Genomic DNA, 13,748 nt, shown 5'->3' on the forward strand with positions numbered 1-13,748 from the left:
GATGGCCGATCTGATCCTCACCCCGAACCTAGACAATGGCGATGATTTCTATGCCGGTCTGCTGGCCGCACATGACGGATTGGAAAAATCCGAAAGTGATGCACTGAATGCGCGGCTTGTTCTGGTGCTGGCCAACCATATCGGAAACGCGGATGTGCTGGCGCAAGCCTTGAAAGCCGCGGCGCTGAAGAAAAGCTGACAGCATGGCCGAGGTGATCCTTTATGACTATGGCCAGTCATCGGCCAGCTACCGCGTGCGGATCGCGCTGAACCTGGCCGGGATCGCCTATCGCACTGTGTCCGTCGATCTCAGAGACGGGGCGCAGAAATCGCAAACCCATCTGTCCCGCAACCCACAGGGGCTGGTTCCGGTGCTCGAGATTGACGGGCTGAGGCTGACGCAATCATTGGCGATCATCGATTACCTGGATCAGACCCGAGGTCTGGGTTTGCTTCCCGGCGAACCCGCGCACCGCGCCAAAGTGTCGGCTTTGGCGCAATCCATTGCCGTGGATATCCATCCGGTTTGCAACCTGCCGGTTGCCCGGCACGCCGCTGCGCTGGGTGGCGGGACCGAAGGGACGCTGGGCGACTGGATGCACCACTTTATCCGCCCCGGCCTGCTGGCGTTCGAAGCGCTGTTGGCCGAGTTTGAACAGACCCCCTATTGTGCGGGGTCTCAGCCCGGTCTGGCCGATTTGTGCCTGATCCCGCAATTGCACAACGCGCGGCGCTGGGACGTAGACCTGTCCAACCTGCCGCGCAGTCTGACGGTCGAGGCCGCCTGCGCCGAACACCCCGCCTTCATAGCCGCCCACCCCGAGGCCGCGACCTGATCTGACGCACAGCGCCTGTGTACCCGCGTTGATAGATCGGGCGACCTGCCCCGTGTATCCTGCGATACAAATGCAGGAGGCCCCAATGCCCGAGATCACCGGCTATCACGCCCACATCTATTTCGACGCCGAAACCCAGGCTGTTGCGCAACATGTTTGCGAAGAAGTTGCCCGCCTTTTCCCAGTTGAAATGGGCCGGATGCACGCCAAGAACGTTGGCCCGCACCCGCGTTGGAGTTGCCAATTGACCTTTGCACCGGAAGCGTTCGATCAGGTCATCCCCTGGCTGATGTTGAACCGGCAAGGCCTGACCATCTTCACCCACCCGGAAACAGGTGATCATCTGGCCGATCACCGAGACCGTGCGGTGTGGATGGGTGAGATGCTGGGGCTTGACCTGTCGATCTTTGACAAGATGGGCGCCTAGGTCAGCGCCCGCGCCTGATCCCGCAGTTTGAACTTCTGGATTTTCCCGGTCGAGGTTTTGGGCAACGCCCCGAACACCACCGTCTTGGGCGCTTTGAAATGGGCCATGTTGTCCCGGCAGAAGGCAATGATATCCGCCTCGCTGGCCTGCGAATCCGGTTTGAGTTCGACAAAGGCGCAGGGCGTCTCGCCCCATTTCTCATCCGGGCGCGCGACCACGGCGGCCTCCATCACGGCGGGGTGTTTGTAAAGGATGTCTTCGACCTCGACCGATGAGATATTCTCGCCACCCGAAATGATGATGTCCTTGGACCGATCCTTGAGCGCGATATAGCCGTCCGGGTGCATCACCCCCAGATCGCCGGAGGCAAACCAACCGCCGCGAAAGGCCTTGTCCGAGGCCTCGGCGTTTTTCAGATAGCCTTTCATGACGACATTGCCCTGCATGAAAATCTCGCCCATCGTCTCGCCATCTGCGGGCACAGGCTCCAGTGTTTCCGGATCGGCTACCATCAACCCCGATAGCGCCGTGTAGGGAACGCCCTGACGAACTTTGAGCGCCGCGCGCTCCTCGGCCCCTTTGCTGTTCCACTCATCCTTCCACGCACATACGACCGAAGGACCGTAGGTTTCGGTCAGGCCGTAGACATGGGTCACTTCAACCCCCATGCCTTCCATCTTTTCAATCACGGCCGCGGGCGGCGGGGCACCTGCGGTCATCACCTTGATCTCATGATCGAAGTCTTTGAGGTGATCGGGGGCGTTCGCCAGCATGTTCAGAACAATTGGCGCGCCACAGAAATGGGTGACCTTTTCATCGCGGAAGGCGGCATAGATCGGCTCATCCCGTACTGCCCGCAGGCAGACCGAGACCCCGGCATTGGCCGCCATCGCCCAGGGGAAACACCAGCCATTGCAGTGGAACATCGGCAAGGTCCACAGGTAGACTGAATGCTTGGGCATATCCCAGTCCAAAAGGTCAGACTGCGCGTTCAGCGTCGCGCCCCGGTGGTGATACACAACTCCTTTCGGATTGCCCGTGGTGCCCGAGGTATAGTTCAACGTGATCGCATCCCATTCGTCCTCGGGTAAGGACCACGCAAAGTCCGGATCGCCCTCGGCCTGCAGCGTGTTATAGGTCAGGCTGCCCAGCTTTTCACCGCCGTCAAAGCTGGGGTCTTCGATGTCGATGACCAGAACGTCATGATCCACCTGTTTCATAGCCTCTTTCACCACGCCCGAAAATTCGGGGTCAACCAGCAACACCTTGGTCTCAGCATGGTTCAGGATGAAGGCGATAATCGGCGCGTCCAGTCGCGTGTTGATGGTGTTCAGCACCCCACCGGTCATTGGTACACCGAAATGGGCCTCGTACATCTCGGGGATGTTTGCGGCGATAATCGACACCGTGTCGCCCTTGCCCACACCGCGCGCCGCCAATGCACCCGCCAGACGGCGACAACGGGCATAGGTTTCCGCCCAACTATAACGGCGATCGCCGTAAACCACCGAAGGATAATCGGGGTAGATCTTTGCAGTGCGTTCGATGAAACTCAGCGGGGACAAGGGCGTGTAGTTCGCGCGGTTCTTGTCCAAATGACGCTCGTAGATATTGGCCGTTGCCATCTGCTGACCCTCCCAGTTCAGTTCTCGCCGGACTTGATCACAAAGTGTCGCGCCTGGCAAACCCGTAGAAATACGCCGAAGCCATGGACTGGCAATACGGGATGGTGCAATCTGGCCCTATCTACAGATGGCCATTCGCGGTGATCTGGGCCATCAAAATTTCAAGCCGGGGCGGCAGCGTTCCCGCAACTTGCACACCCAATACTTCTGAAAGGACATGTCATGGACGGCACGTTCAACGAAAACGATCTTTCCCGTGTGGTCGAAGCCGACCGCGCCCATATCTGGCACCACCTGATCCAGCACAAACCCTTTGAAACCAATGATCCCCGCATCATTGTCGAAGGCAAGGGAATGCGCGTCTGGGACCAGAACGGCAAAGAGCATCTGGATGCAGTTTCGGGCGGTGTGTGGACCGTCAACGTGGGCTATGGCCGCGAATCGATCTGTAAGGCCGTGTACGACCAACTGATGAAGCTGTGCTATTTCGCCAACTCGGCCGGTTCGATCCCGGGCGCGATTTTCGCCGAAAAGCTGATCGAGAAGATGCCGGGCATGAGCCGCGTTTACTACACCAACTCAGGGAGTGAGGCGAACGAGAAGGCGTTCAAAATGGTTCGCCAGATCGCCCACAAGAAGTACGGCGGCAAGAAGACCAAGATCCTGTATCGCGACCGCGACTATCACGGCTCGACGCTGGCGGCGATGTCCGCAGGCGGTCAGGATGAGCGCAACGCGCAATACGGCCCCTTCGCGCCTGACTTCGTGCGCGTGCCGCATTGCATGGAGTACCGCAAGCACGAGTTGGACGGCGCACCGGTCGAGAACTTTGGCGAGTGGGCTGCGGACCAGATCGAAGAGGTCATCCTGCGCGAAGGTCCTGACACCGTCGGCGCCCTGTGCCTAGAGCCGGTAACCGCAGGTGGCGGCGTGATCGAAGCGCCCGAAGGCTACTGGCAGCGCGTGCAGGAGATCTGCAAGAAATACGACATCCTGCTGCATATCGACGAGGTCGTCTGCGGCGTCGGCCGTACCGGCACTTGGTTCGGCTATCAGCAATACGGCATCAAGCCGGATTTCGTGACCATGGCCAAGGGCGTCGCCTCAGGCTATGCAGCGATTGCCTGCTTGGTGACCACTGAGGAAGTCTTTGAGATGTTCAAGGACGATGCAGCCGACCCGCTGAACTATTTTCGCGACATCTCGACCTTTGGCGGCTGCACCGCCGGTCCGGCTGCAGCGATCGAGAACATGCGCATCATCGAGGACGAAAACCTGCTGGGCAACTGCTCGGCCATGGGCGATCGCATGACGGCCAACCTGCAGGCGCTGATGGAAAAGCACAAAGTGATCGGCGACGTGCGCGGCAAGGGCCTGTTCCTGGGTGCCGAACTGGTTGCAGATCGCGGCAGCAAAGAGCCGGTCGAAGAAAAGCTGGCGCAGGCGGTTGTGGCCGACTGCATGGCGCAGGGCGTGATCATCGGCGTCACCAACCGCTCAGTCCCCGGTCGCAACAACACGCTGTGCTTCTCGCCCGCACTGATCGCTACGGCGGATGATATCGACCAGATCACCGATGCGGTCGATGGCGCGCTGGGTCGCGTATTCGGCTAAAGTACTGCACAATATCTAAGAAAACCGGTGCCTAATGCGCCGGTTTTTTCGTTTTCACGCTGTGTTTGCCAAATTTCTGAACTCGGGTAGCCTGTGACCATTCTATTCAGGAGATAACATCATGGCATTCAATTTCCTCCGCAGCATGGTGACGGTTCTTGTGCTTTCTATCGCTGCCACTGCCAACGCCGAAGAGGGCAGCGGCTTCCCTCAGATCGTGGGAACATGGCACGGCACCTATCTGGTAGGGTTCGCTAAATCGAACCCGAACCACGAGAAAGGTCTGTTGAAGACTGAAATGGAGTTGGAGATCAGCAAGCTCGACGGCAACCTGATCACCGCCACAAACCGCTGGCGCCGGATCGGAGACACCGATTGGATCGTCGAAGAGGCGATGGGCACGTTCAGCCTGGACGACCCCACCCGCTTTGTTCTGGCCGAGGCCGGGATATCGGGCGACGACGTTTCGGCCGGGATTTTCAACGGTGTTTATCTGGATGACGTGATCATGGTCACATATGCCGGCCCAGGCACTGGCGTGGCCTTTGCAGCGCAACTTGTAAAAAAGGATGATCAGAAGTAAGCCCGTCCATTTTCAGGCTTAAAGCTTCTTTCAAAAACCCCTCTGCGACAGAAACGTCTGCACCTCTGGCTATTTAAGCATGTGTGGAGGTGTTGACCTGCGCGCGTGGAAACCCCCGTCGGCTATTCGGAGTTCCGGGCAAAGTGTGTTACATTCAAAACTAAAGATTATCGAATGGGAGTCGATGAAAACAGGTAACGGTTTTTTCGGAAAGCTGACATTTGGGGGGAGAGAAGATGAAAAGGCTAGCCACAACCACAGCAGTCGTCACTTTGATTGGGATCGGTGTTGTTATCGGGAAATGGATAGAGCAAAGCGATACTTCTTCTGAAACCATTCTGCAAAGCGCAATTACCTTATTAAGTCCTGGGATGGCGGTGGCGCAGGACGCGGAGCCTGAAATCTCACCCACCGCAGTTCGCGATCGCCCGCGCGACGCTTACTATCCTAACACTGAAGACCTGGCGCCAGATGAGATGCGTGTTGTTGCATGCGGCACGGGTATGCCAACTACACGTGCGGCTCAAGCCGCTGCTTGCTTTCTTGTTGAACTTGGAAATGGAGATAAGTTCTTTTTCGACATCGGATCCGGATCGTCTGAGCGGATTTCATCTCTGCAAATACCCTACAACTATCTGGACAAAGTCTTTGTCGGCCATTTGCATACCGATCATTTCGGCGCCTTGCATGAGTTGTTTATCGGCGGTGCCTTGATGGGCCGAAACAGACCGTTGCGCGTTTGGGGACCCAGTGGGTCAGTTCCCGAACTTGGTACCAAAGCGGCTACTGATAGTATGAAAGACATGTTGTTGTGGGACCTTAGTGCGCGTGTCGGTGCAACTGACCCGCGCGGCTACCAGATGGACGTCACCGAATTCGACTACAAAGGTGAAAACGAGGTCATCTATGACGAGAATGGCGTTGTCGTTAGGAGCTTTCCAGCAATCCATGGGATTGATGGAGCAGTCAGCTTCTCGTTGGAATGGAACGGGCTTAAATTTGTTTACAGCTCTGACACTTATCCGAACAAATGGTTCATTGAATATGCCAAGGACGCTGATATTGCGATCCACGAGTGCTTTATCGCGGTTCCCGATATTGTAGGAAAGCTGGGGTTCACACCAGAATCTGCTCTGCAAGTTGGTACGCAAATACACACAGCGCCTGAAGCGTTCGGTAAAGTGATGTCTGAAATCAAGCCACGGATTGCGGTCGCTTATCATTTCTTTAACGATTTCGACACCGCCGGAGGTGTTGAGGAGCGCATCCGTACAACCTATGACGGCCCGCTGAGCTTGGCCGAAGACTTTATGGTCTGGAACGTCACCAAAGACGATATCCGTGTACGCATGGCCGTTACCGAAGAGCATACCTGGTCGCCTCCGCTCTCCGAACCTCCGATCCCACCAGGCGAGAATGATCGGGAAACCTTCGCCCAAAACCAAGGTATTCCCGTGGAATCAGTGGGATTTTCTGATTTTATTGAGGGCGGAAAATGGGACGTGGATGATGCTTTGCGCCCCATCTACGAACAGGCTAGTGAAATGCTTGGGCGGGACTTTCCCTATCCGGGCGATTGAACCCAAAATTGATCCGACTCCACCTGCCGCAATGAAAAAGGCCGCCCCAACGGGACGGCCTTTCATTCACTGTCTCTTTTCAGAGGATCAGGCAGCCAGAGCGGCCTGAGCTTTGGCGACGATCGCGCCGAACGCTTCCGGTTCGTGCACGGCCAGGTCGGCCAGAACTTTGCGGTCCACTTCGATACCGGCCAGGTTCAGGCCGTTGATGAAGCGGGAATAGGTCAGAGCCTCGTCATGCGAACGAACAGCAGCGTTGATACGCTGGATCCACAGCGCGCGGAAGTTGCGCTTGCGGTTCTTACGGTCGCGGGTTGCATACTGGTTGGCCTTGTCGACGGCCTGACGGGCAACCTTGAAGGTGCTCTTGCGGCGGCCATAGTAACCTTTAGCGGCCTTGATGACCTTCTTGTGACGGGCGTGAGTTACGGTTCCACCTTTAACGCGGGACATCTCTTAATCTCCTCTTAGCGGTCGTAGGGCATGTAGCCCTTGACGATCTTGGCGTCGGGGGCGGACAGGGTGGTGTTGCCACGGGCGTCGCGGATGAACTTTTTGGTCCGCTTGATCATGCCGTGCCGTTTGCCGGCCTGGCCAGCAAGGACCTTACCGGTCGCAGTCACCTTAAAGCGCTTTTTGGCGCTCGACTTGGTCTTCATCTTAGGCATTTCCGTCTCCTTTCAGGGTTCGGTACTAAACGCGACTCGGCATGCCATCTCGGCCGGTCACGCGATCAGAAGCGCCGTTTACGCAAGAAAGGTCATACTGGCAAGGGGGTTTGGACCAGAATCTGCGCTTTTCGCAGGCTGGTCAGGCACCGGGGCGACATTGGCCGCCCCGGTGAAAGGGTTTAGTGCTCGAATTTGCGGATCTCACCGCTTTTCAGGCGCGCTGAATAGCTGGCTAGCTCTTCCCGCACCACTTTCATCAGGAAGTAGAGCGCAAAGACGTTCACGACCGCCATCGCAAAGATTGCCGCATCCGAGAAGTCGATGACCGGACCAAGGTTGGCCGCCGCACCGATCACCACAAAGACGCAGAAGATGATCTTGAAGACCAGTTCCTTGGTGTGGCCCTCGCCGAACAGGTAGGTCCAGGCCTTAAGGCCGTAGTAGGACCAGCTGATCATGGTCGAGAAGGCAAACAGCACCACCGCGATAGCCAGAACATAGGGGAACCAGCCAAAGGCGCTGGCAAAGGCCGCCGAAGTCAAGCTGACGCCCGAGTTGCCGTCAACCGTTGCAATGCCACTACCGTCTTCGGTCAGCATGTAGAGACCGGTTTGCGGGTCGATGATCAGCTGCTGGGTGATGATTATCACCAATGCCGTCATGGTACAGATCACGACTGTATCGATGAACGGCTCAAGCAGCGAAACGAAACCTTCGGTGATCGGCTCACTGGTCCGCACAGCCGAGTGCGCAATCGCTGCAGAACCAACGCCCGCCTCGTTCGAGAACGCCGCACGACGGAAACCCTGGATCAGCGCTCCAACCATGCCGCCTGCCACACCAAGACCGGTGAAGGCACCTGCGAAGATCTGGCCAAAGGCCCAACCAATCTGGTCCGCATGCATGATGATGATGACCAGTGCGGCCAGCACATACATGACGCCCATAAAGGGCACGACCTTCTCGGTCACGCGTGCGATGGACTTCAGGCCGCCCACGATCACCGCAAACACGATACCCGCGAAGACCAGACCTGTGATCCAGCCGGGATAATCTCCGGTGATGCCCGCGATCTGCTGGTGCGCCTGGTTGGCCTGGAACATATTGCCCCCGCCCAGCGCGCCAAGAATACAGAAGATCGAGAACAGAACGGCCAGAATTTTACCGCCCGGCAGGCCCAGTTCACTGAACCCTTTGGACATGTAATACATCGGACCACCCGAAACGGTGCCGTCCTCGTATTCGTTGCGGTATTTCACGCCCAGCGTACATTCGGTGAATTTCGAGGCCATGCCCAGCAGACCCGCCATGATCATCCAGAACGTAGCACCCGGCCCGCCGATACCGACGGCAACCGCCACACCGGCGATGTTACCCAGACCAACCGTGCCCGAAAGCGCAGTTGCCAGCGCCTGAAAATGGCTGACCTCACCCGCATCGTTGGGATCGGAATAGTCACCTTTTACAAGGCTGACAGCGTGTCCGAAAAAGCGGAACTGCACAAAGGCGAAATACAGCGAAAACACCGTTGCCGCGACGACCAGCCATCCAACGATCCACGGAAAGCCTGTGCCCGGAAACGGGGCGAAGATAAAGCTGACAAAAGGTCCGGTGAAATCGGCAAAGGCCTGATTGATTTTGTCGTCCAGACCCGGTGCGTCTTGCGCGAATGCGGGGTTGGCGAACAGAGCTGCAGTTGCACCAAGGCTCAGTTTTTGAAGCGTATTCATACTCATCACTCTCCTCAGTTCACAACGGTGACCGGCACGTCGGCATGCATGACCAGATTCTGGGTCGAGCTGCCGAACAGGCGTTTCTTGAATCCGTCCGCCGAGGCGCGCCCGACGATGATCTGGGTGCCGCCGTTTTCAACCGTGATCGCATTCAGCGTTTCGGCCACGTCGCCATGGCGGACAATGCCCTGCGCCGTGAAACCGTCCGCGTTCAACGCGTCCACAGTTGGGTTGACGACCCGGGTCGTGGCCAGTGCGACCTCTTCCTCGCGCCGTTTGTGCCGCAAAGCGTTTTCTTCTGGTGTCTGGAAAGTGAAAGGGGACCATTCGATCACGTAAACTACTAGCAATTCACACGATCCGATCCGCCCGGCCAAGTCCTTGGCAAAGGCGATCGCGCGTTCCCCGGTTTCAGTCCCGTCCAGTCCAATGACAATTTTCGTTGTCATGACGTTCCTCCATTATTTTTTGATTGTACCGGGGCCCGTGCCCCCGGCTGGGCAGCCGGAACCTGGAACTTTCTGAGTAGACTGCCCACGCAAACCAGTATCCGGGAAAAACACTGAAAAACAGAGGGGAAATTGCCAGACTCAACCCAGAGTCCGGCTTTTTATTGATAATAAAGAACTTTTCATGCCTAAAAAATAGGCAAAAACCCGAGGCCACTTGGTAACAACGGGCATGAAACGCACGTGTCAGCCCGGATCGGTGTTGTAGATCAGACGCTCATCGCAGGGAGCAATACGCAGGATATTTGTGGTTCCGGGCACGTTGAACGGCACACCTGCGGTCACAACGATCTGATCGGATTCCGAGGCAAACCCACCGGCCCGGGCCGCACGGGCGGCGTTGACCACGGCGCCCTTGAACCGCTCAAGCTCGGGCGTCATCACACAGTGGCAGCCCCAGCTCAGACACAGGCGCCGCGCGGTGCCGGTGGCTGGTGTCATCGCGATGATCGGCACTCCGGGGCGTTCCCGCGCCGTCAGCAGGGCCGTGGTGCCGCTTTGGGTAAAGCAGCAGATGGCCTTGATATCGGTCTTTTCCGCAATCTCACGCGCGGCGGCCACGATCCCATCTGCAATCGTAGTGCCTTTGGCAGTTCGGGAGGCCGAAATAATCTGCGTATAGGTCGGATCAGCCTCGACCTCGATGGCGACCTTGTTCATCGTCTGAACAGCCTCGATCGGGTACGAGCCTGCTGCGGATTCCGCGCTCAGCATGATGGCATCGGTGCCTTCATAGATGGCGGTCGCCACGTCCGAGACCTCGGCCCGGGTGGGCATCGGGCTTTCGATCATGCTCTCCAGCATCTGGGTCGCCACGATCACTGGCTTGGCCGCACCCCGGCATTTCCGCACCAGACGTTTCTGGATCGGCGGCACGGCGGACACCGGCAGTTCGACCCCAAGATCACCCCGCGCAACCATGATCCCGTCCGAGGCATCGAGAATATCGTCAAACGCCTCAACCGCTGCGGGCTTTTCGATCTTGGACAGGATCGAGGCCCGGCCATCGGCCAGCGCGCGGGCCTCAAACACGTCCTTTGCGCGCTGAACAAAGCTCAGCGCCAACCAGTCCACACCCAGCTGACAGACAAATTCCAGATCGTCGCGGTCTTTGGCCGACAGCGCGGCCAGCGGCAGCACGACGTCTGGCACGTTCACGCCCTTACGGTTCGAGATGGTGCCGCCGACTTCGACGGTGCAGGCGGCGAAGTCCTGACCGCAATCCTGAACGATCAGGCGAATCTTGCCATCATTGACCAACAGACGCGCGCCCGGTTCCAGCGCCGCAAAAATCTCGGGGTGCGGAAGGCAAACCCGGCCCGCGTCGCCGGGTGCAGGATCGAGATCCAGCCGGAACGCCGCGCCCTCTTCCAACTCTTCTGCGTCATTCGCAAAGACGCCGACGCGCAATTTCGGGCCCTGAAGATCCGCCAGAATGGCAATCGGGCTGTCCAGATCCTTTTCCACTTGCCGGATGATCCGGTGCCGTTCGCGGATCTCATCATGGCTTCCGTGGCTCATGTTCAGACGGAACACATCTGCCCCTGCCTCGTGCAGTGCGCGGATCATGTCATAGTCATTGGACGCCGGTCCCAGCGTCGCCACGATTTTTACATTTCTCAGGCGTCGCATTGGTGGTGCTCTCCTAACGTCATCTCTTGGTTTCGCACAAATGTTACCGCAAACATTGTTCATGGCCGCTTATTGCGCAATTCCCTTTTCAAAGCAACTGCCCTACACCTGCGACAAACTAGATGACAGGCTTATGACGTATTCTCCGTTTTTTATCCACGGCGCTGATCGCCCGTCGCGCTGGCTGATCACATGCGACCACGCAACCAACACAGTGCCGCCCGAAATCAACGGCGGAGACCTCGGCCTGCCGCGCGAGGATATGGAGCGTCACATCGCCTATGACGTTGGCGCTTATGAGGTGTCCAAGCATCTGGGCGAGATCCTGAACGCGCCAGTGATTGCGGCCAATTTCTCGCGCCTCGTGATCGATCCGAACCGGGGCGAGGACGATCCGACCCTGCTGATGAAGCTCTATGACGGCTCGATCATTCCCGGAAACCGCCATGCCAACGCGTCCGAACGCGAACGGCGTCTGAACATGTGTTACCGCCCCTATCACGAGTCACTCGCGCAAATGGCAGCGCTGCCTCATGCGGTGATCGTGTCGATGCATTCCTTTACCCGCCAATTGCGGGGGCGCGAACCGCGCCCATGGCATGTGGGCGTGCTGCATACACAGGATGAGCGTTTCTCACGCCCGTTGATCAACCGGCTAGAGGCAGAGGGCGACATGTGCGTTGGGGTAAACGAGCCCTATACCGGCGTTCTTCCCGGGGATGCGATCGATAAACACTGCACCAGTTTCGGACGACCTAACGCCCTGATCGAACTGCGAAATGACCTTATTGCCGATCACGCCGGACAACGTCATTGGGCCGAACGACTAGCTCAAATTCTGCAGGACGCACTGGACGACAGCGGATTGTAACGTAGGGTCAACCGAGGCCGATTCCGGCCTTCGCGATATTGTGGGCCTTCTCGCGGCACCCCATATATCATGGGAAAGGAGACGACTATGACTCAGGAATTCCTGACGACCGTCTTCGGCTGGATGACGGTTCTGAACATCGCCCTTTTGTCGCTTACCACGCTGATGATAGTTGCCCTACAGGACTGGATTGCAGGGGTTCACGGCAGGATGTTCCAAATGGAACGCACCGAGGTGAAAAGGGCCTATTTCAGGTATCTTGCCAACTACAAGATCCTGACGATCGTGTTCTGCCTGATGCCTTGGTTGGCACTTAAACTGGCTTAGCACCTACATCTAAAGCTGCGAAGGGCCTTCGGGCCCTTCCTGATTGTTGTAACATAGCCACGGGATTGTTAGGTCAGGCTCAGTACGCAAGACATTCATCCGGAGCCAGACCATGGACAAGCAAACCGAAATCGAACTTCAGGCCGCCGCGTTCCGCCGGTTGCAAAAGCACCTGATGGAAGATCGCACCGACGTTCAGAACATTGACATGATGAATCTGGCCGGGTTCTGCCGCAACTGCCTGTCGCGTTGGTATCAGGAAGCGGCCAACGAAAAGGGCATCGAAATGGGCAAGGACGAAGCCCGTGAGATTTTCTATGGCATGACCATGGATGAGTGGAAGGCCAACTACCAGACCGAGGCTAGCCCCGAGAAACAGGCCGCCTTCAAGGTCGCCTTCGAAGAAAACGTGACGAAAAAGGGCTGACGCCCGGAACGAAAAAGGCCCGCCGGTTTGGCGGGCCCTTGTTTTAGATCGCGGCCTTGCGGCTTTCGTCCAGATAGATCTCACGCAAGCGTTTGGCGATCGGCCCCGGTGTGCCGTCGCCCAGCGTTACGCCGTCAATCTCAACCACCGGCATGACAAAGGCGCTGGCCGAGGTGGTGAAGGCCTCATCCGCCTCTTTCGCTTCATCGATGGTGAACAGACGCTCTTCGACTTCCATCTGCGCCTCAGCCGCCATACGCAGTACGGCCTTGCGGGTGATGCCGTGCAGAATGTCGTTGGACAGCGGGCGGGTGACGATCTTGCCGTTCTTCACGAAATAGGCATTGTTGCTAGTGCCTTCGGTGACATAGCCATCCTCGACCAGCCACGCATCGTCGCAGCCCGCTTTCTTGGCCATCATCTTACCCATCGACGGGTAGAGCAGCTGCACGGTCTTGATGTCGCGACGGCCCCAACGGATATCCTCGATCGAGATGATCTTAGCGCCCTTCTTGGCCGCAGGACTGTCGGCCAGACCCGGCTTGTTCTGGGTGAACAACACGAGGCTAGGTTTGGTGTCCGCAGACGGGAACACGAAATCCCGGTCGCCGTCTGAGCCACGGCTGACCTGCAGGTAAATCAGACCCTCTTCGATGCCGTTCAGCTCCACCAGCTTGCGGTGAATCTCCAGCAGCTCTTCTTTGGTGCAGGGCTCAGCCATCTCCAATTCGTCCAGCGACCGCTTGAGGCGCACCGCGTGGCCTTCGAAATCGATCAGCTTGCCGTCCAGAACGCTGGTGACTTCGTAAACGGCGTCCGCGAAAAGGAAACCACGGTCAAAGATGGACACCTTGGCCTCAGTCTCGGGCAGGTATTCGCCATTTACGTAAACGGTGCGGGTCATATGTTGTCT

At 57.7% G+C, this 13,748-nt stretch carries 16 protein-coding genes; 9 read left to right on the forward strand and 7 right to left on the reverse strand.

The annotated features are described in order from the left end of the window. Position 1 precedes the first annotated feature (1 nt). From ACR0ER_RS14675 to ACR0ER_RS14685, 3 genes are all read left to right on the forward strand, one after another. Positions 2–199 carry a DUF2783 domain-containing protein gene (locus ACR0ER_RS14675; protein ID WP_480769578.1) on the forward strand — a complete coding sequence of 66 codons (198 nt, stop codon included), beginning with the start codon at positions 2–4 and terminating at the stop codon, positions 197–199. 4 nt (positions 200–203) lie between these two features. Beyond that, positions 204–836, forward strand: a complete 633-nt coding sequence (maiA, locus tag ACR0ER_RS14680) for a maleylacetoacetate isomerase (RefSeq protein WP_480769579.1) — start codon at positions 204–206, stop codon at positions 834–836. An 85-nt stretch (positions 837–921) separates the two neighbouring features. Further along, complete coding sequence (locus tag ACR0ER_RS14685; RefSeq protein ID WP_480769580.1) at positions 922–1,263, forward strand: DOPA 4,5-dioxygenase family protein; 342 nt, start codon at positions 922–924, stop codon at positions 1,261–1,263. Here the strand turns inward: ACR0ER_RS14685 and ACR0ER_RS14690 are convergent. Next, positions 1,260–2,888 carry an acyl-CoA synthetase gene (locus tag ACR0ER_RS14690; protein WP_480769581.1) on the reverse strand — a complete coding sequence of 543 codons (1,629 nt, stop codon included), beginning with the start codon at positions 2,886–2,888 and terminating at the stop codon, positions 1,260–1,262. The two genes, ACR0ER_RS14685 and ACR0ER_RS14690, sit on opposite strands and share 4 nt — an antisense overlap. A 222-nt stretch (positions 2,889–3,110) precedes the next feature. Between ACR0ER_RS14690 and ACR0ER_RS14695 the strand changes: the two genes are divergently transcribed. The 3 genes from ACR0ER_RS14695 to gntH all read left to right on the forward strand — a co-directional run bounded on the left by ACR0ER_RS14695 (position 3,111) and on the right by gntH (position 6,665). Continuing rightward, positions 3,111–4,502 (forward strand): aminotransferase family protein, encoded by a 1,392-nt coding sequence (locus tag ACR0ER_RS14695; protein ID WP_480769582.1) that lies wholly within the window; start codon positions 3,111–3,113, stop codon positions 4,500–4,502. Between the two features lie 121 nt (positions 4,503–4,623). Then, a complete protein-coding gene (locus ACR0ER_RS14700; protein WP_480769583.1) occupies positions 4,624–5,085 on the forward strand; it encodes a hypothetical protein in 462 nt (153 codons plus the stop codon). A gap of 236 nt (positions 5,086–5,321) precedes the next feature. After that, positions 5,322–6,665 carry a guanitoxin biosynthesis MBL fold metallo-hydrolase GntH gene (gene gntH / locus ACR0ER_RS14705; protein WP_480769584.1) on the forward strand — a complete coding sequence of 448 codons (1,344 nt, stop codon included), beginning with the start codon at positions 5,322–5,324 and terminating at the stop codon, positions 6,663–6,665. Positions 6,666–6,752: 87 nt separating this feature from the next. Here the strand turns inward: gntH and rplT are convergent, their stop codons facing one another. From rplT to pyk, 5 genes are all read right to left on the reverse strand, one after another. Next, positions 6,753–7,118, reverse strand: coding sequence for a 50S ribosomal protein L20 (rplT, locus tag ACR0ER_RS14710; protein WP_008756009.1), 366 nt, complete (start codon positions 7,116–7,118; stop codon positions 6,753–6,755). A gap of 14 nt (positions 7,119–7,132) precedes the next feature. Continuing rightward, positions 7,133–7,333, reverse strand: coding sequence for a 50S ribosomal protein L35 (gene rpmI / locus ACR0ER_RS14715; protein WP_010443552.1), 201 nt, complete (start codon positions 7,331–7,333; stop codon positions 7,133–7,135). 182 nt (positions 7,334–7,515) lie between these two features. Then, positions 7,516–9,066, reverse strand: a complete 1,551-nt coding sequence (locus tag ACR0ER_RS14720) for an alanine/glycine:cation symporter family protein (protein WP_170333860.1) — start codon at positions 9,064–9,066, stop codon at positions 7,516–7,518. 14 nt (positions 9,067–9,080) lie between these two features. Continuing rightward, positions 9,081–9,518 carry a universal stress protein gene (locus ACR0ER_RS14725; protein WP_480769585.1) on the reverse strand — a complete coding sequence of 146 codons (438 nt, stop codon included), beginning with the start codon at positions 9,516–9,518 and terminating at the stop codon, positions 9,081–9,083. A 246-nt stretch (positions 9,519–9,764) separates the two neighbouring features. Then, positions 9,765–11,210 (reverse strand): pyruvate kinase, encoded by a 1,446-nt coding sequence (gene pyk, locus ACR0ER_RS14730; protein WP_170333864.1) that lies wholly within the window; start codon positions 11,208–11,210, stop codon positions 9,765–9,767. Positions 11,211–11,343: 133 nt separating this feature from the next. Here pyk and ACR0ER_RS14735 point away from each other — a divergent pair, with 133 nt between their 5' ends. The 3 genes from ACR0ER_RS14735 to ACR0ER_RS14745 all read left to right on the forward strand — a co-directional run bounded on the left by ACR0ER_RS14735 (position 11,344) and on the right by ACR0ER_RS14745 (position 12,835). Then, entirely contained in the window at positions 11,344–12,081 is a 738-nt protein-coding gene (locus ACR0ER_RS14735; protein ID WP_170333867.1) for an N-formylglutamate amidohydrolase, read from the forward strand. A gap of 87 nt (positions 12,082–12,168) precedes the next feature. Further along, complete coding sequence (locus ACR0ER_RS14740) at positions 12,169–12,408, forward strand: DUF6868 family protein (RefSeq protein ID WP_480769586.1); 240 nt, start codon at positions 12,169–12,171, stop codon at positions 12,406–12,408. 112 nt (positions 12,409–12,520) lie between these two features. Then, positions 12,521–12,835 (forward strand): DUF1244 domain-containing protein, encoded by a 315-nt coding sequence (locus ACR0ER_RS14745; RefSeq protein ID WP_170333871.1) that lies wholly within the window; start codon positions 12,521–12,523, stop codon positions 12,833–12,835. Positions 12,836–12,878: 43 nt separating this feature from the next. Here ACR0ER_RS14745 and ACR0ER_RS14750 read toward each other — a convergent pair whose 3' ends face one another. Continuing rightward, the gene (locus tag ACR0ER_RS14750) at positions 12,879–13,739 is read right to left on the reverse strand and encodes a D-amino-acid transaminase (RefSeq protein ID WP_480769587.1); all 861 of its coding nucleotides are present in this window, start codon (positions 13,737–13,739) and stop codon (positions 12,879–12,881) included. Positions 13,740–13,748 lie beyond the last annotated feature (9 nt).

The sequence above is a fragment of the Ruegeria sp. CH8 genome (assembly GCF_056536985.1).

Bases quoted from the DNA above. Each gene is read 5' to 3' on its own strand.
- rplT (WP_008756009.1), bottom strand. From the start codon at position 7,118: ATGTCCCGCGTTAAAGGTGGAACCGTAACTCACGCCCGTCACAAGAAG.
- maiA (WP_480769579.1), top strand. From the start codon at position 204: ATGGCCGAGGTGATCCTTTATGACTATGGCCAGTCATCGGCCAGCTAC.
- ACR0ER_RS14750 (WP_480769587.1), bottom strand. From the start codon at position 13,739: ATGACCCGCACCGTTTACGTAAATGGCGAATACCTGCCCGAGACTGAG.
- ACR0ER_RS14735 (WP_170333867.1), top strand. From the start codon at position 11,344: ATGACGTATTCTCCGTTTTTTATCCACGGCGCTGATCGCCCGTCGCGC.
- ACR0ER_RS14720 (WP_170333860.1), bottom strand. From the start codon at position 9,066: ATGAATACGCTTCAAAAACTGAGCCTTGGTGCAACTGCAGCTCTGTTC.
- ACR0ER_RS14695 (WP_480769582.1), top strand. From the start codon at position 3,111: ATGGACGGCACGTTCAACGAAAACGATCTTTCCCGTGTGGTCGAAGCC.
- ACR0ER_RS14745 (WP_170333871.1), top strand. From the start codon at position 12,521: ATGGACAAGCAAACCGAAATCGAACTTCAGGCCGCCGCGTTCCGCCGG.
- ACR0ER_RS14740 (WP_480769586.1), top strand. From the start codon at position 12,169: ATGACTCAGGAATTCCTGACGACCGTCTTCGGCTGGATGACGGTTCTG.
- ACR0ER_RS14700 (WP_480769583.1), top strand. From the start codon at position 4,624: ATGGCATTCAATTTCCTCCGCAGCATGGTGACGGTTCTTGTGCTTTCT.
- gntH (WP_480769584.1), top strand. From the start codon at position 5,322: ATGAAAAGGCTAGCCACAACCACAGCAGTCGTCACTTTGATTGGGATC.
- ACR0ER_RS14675 (WP_480769578.1), top strand. From the start codon at position 2: ATGGCCGATCTGATCCTCACCCCGAACCTAGACAATGGCGATGATTTC.
- pyk (WP_170333864.1), bottom strand. From the start codon at position 11,210: ATGCGACGCCTGAGAAATGTAAAAATCGTGGCGACGCTGGGACCGGCG.
- ACR0ER_RS14725 (WP_480769585.1), bottom strand. From the start codon at position 9,518: ATGACAACGAAAATTGTCATTGGACTGGACGGGACTGAAACCGGGGAA.
- ACR0ER_RS14690 (WP_480769581.1), bottom strand. From the start codon at position 2,888: ATGGCAACGGCCAATATCTACGAGCGTCATTTGGACAAGAACCGCGCG.
- ACR0ER_RS14685 (WP_480769580.1), top strand. From the start codon at position 922: ATGCCCGAGATCACCGGCTATCACGCCCACATCTATTTCGACGCCGAA.
- rpmI (WP_010443552.1), bottom strand. From the start codon at position 7,333: ATGCCTAAGATGAAGACCAAGTCGAGCGCCAAAAAGCGCTTTAAGGTG.